Raw genomic sequence first — 255 nt, forward strand, 5'->3', positions numbered from 1 at the left:
TGGGCCTGGACGGCGAAGAGGTGACCATCGACTTCATCAGCGAAACAGGCGGCGTCACCAAGCAGGAAAGGCGCTTCACCGGCTATGCCATCGAGCCGTCCTGGGACATCGCCAATCGGCTGATGACGATCACCTGCAGCGACCAGCTGCAGTACCGGGTCGAGAACATGACGGTCGAGCAGATCGACGCCCTGACTGGGGGCTGGTGGACGCCCGACATGTTCGAATCGCCTGACGGTCGTAGCCGTTGGGACT

General features: G+C 62.4%; 1 pseudogene. It reads left to right on the forward strand.

From position 1 onward, the window contains the following. Positions 1-255, forward strand: a pseudogene (locus L6D89_RS32530) (hypothetical protein); the annotation flags it as partial.

Source organism: Pseudomonas pseudonitroreducens, from assembly GCF_021603645.1.
GTDB lineage: Bacteria > Pseudomonadota > Gammaproteobacteria > Pseudomonadales > Pseudomonadaceae > Pseudomonas > Pseudomonas pseudonitroreducens.